Source organism: Wolbachia endosymbiont of Drosophila bocki (assembly GCF_028982005.1).
GTDB classification, from domain to species: Bacteria; Pseudomonadota; Alphaproteobacteria; order Rickettsiales; family Anaplasmataceae; genus Wolbachia; species Wolbachia pipientis.
Genome location: NZ_JAPQLG010000078.1, coordinates 1 through 1,211 on the forward strand (window position 1 = coordinate 1; position 1,211 = coordinate 1,211).

General features: G+C 34.1%; 1 protein-coding gene. It reads left to right on the top strand.

Features of this window, described 5'->3' with window-relative positions; genetic code table 11:
• Nucleotides 1–142: 142 nt before the first annotated feature.
• Complete coding sequence (locus OZD61_RS01505; protein ID WP_274979592.1) at nucleotides 143–1,159, top strand: ankyrin repeat domain-containing protein; 1,017 nt, start codon at nucleotides 143–145, stop codon at nucleotides 1,157–1,159.
• Nucleotides 1,160–1,211 lie beyond the last annotated feature (52 nt).

The window sequence follows — 1,211 nt, forward strand, 5'->3', positions numbered from 1 at the left end:
ACCAGCTTGCAAATGATTGTCCTTTCCTTCATTTCTCTCCTATTACGAAGATTTTAAACAGGTTCTTATAATTGAAGAAAATACTTGTAAGTTCTATTTTTAGTACATACCTTAGCCTTTTTATAATTTGCGAAGTAAAATTATGTTAAATAACATTGAACATTATGATTTATATAAAATTTTTGAGAAATATAGTAAGAACAATGATGAATTAGCAGACTATGAGCGTTTAATAGGTAAGTATATTGAGAAGGCGATTGAAAAAGGTAATAATTGCTTTGAAGAAAGTGGTCTGCTTTGCCCGATAACAGGAGAACTAATATTAGAGCCTGTTAGAATAATATATGATGATGATTCAAAGTCGCAAAATGTGTTTGAGTACCATGAGATTTTTAAGTGGTGGAAAAAAGAAGGGGGTAACGCAACAGACCCATGTACCAAAAGGCCTGTAAAAGCTCTTTATCTAGATGAGGAAATAAGACGAGCAATAGAGGATAAGTTATGGGAATGCTTCAATGAATATTATTATGAGTTACTGGATAATGAAAAAAGAGGTATTAATGAGGCGGTAAGCTTTCTAAAGTTAATGCGATTTATTGAGTGTGGTGATTACTATCAGGTGTTACAATGCCTTAATGGTGGTGTTAATGTTAATGCTCAAAACGATAGTAGTCAAACCCCATTACACATTGCTTCCTTCAAAGGTGTGGCTAGTGTAGTAAAACTTCTTTTAGAGAGAGGTGCTAAAATCAATACCCGGGATAATCAAGATGAAACTGCATTACACTATGCTTCTTATTATGGTCACCGTGCTACAGCAGAAATTCTTTTAAAGCAAGGTGCTAAAATCAATACCCGGGGTAATCTAGGTAAAACTGCATTACATCATGCTGCTTCTGCTAATAATGCTGATATGACTAAATTTCTTCTGGAGGCAGGAGCCAAAGCTAATGCGAAAGATAGCTTTGATAGAACACCACTTTTCTTTACTGACAATGAGGAAATAATTACTTTACTTAGAAATAAACAAATTATTGAGTCGGTTATTGAGGATAATTATGATCAGGTGTTACGGTGTCTTAACGATGGTGCTGATGTTAATGCTAAAAACGATAATAAGGAAGCCATATTATACATGGCTTCCTTAGAACCTGTTTAAAATCTTCGTAATAGGAGAGAAATGAAGGAAAGGACAATCATTTGCAAGCTGG

Excerpts from the sequence above, each read along its gene's own strand:
- OZD61_RS01505 (WP_274979592.1), top strand. The coding sequence starts at position 143 with ATGTTAAATAACATTGAACATTATGATTTATATAAAATTTTTGAGAAA.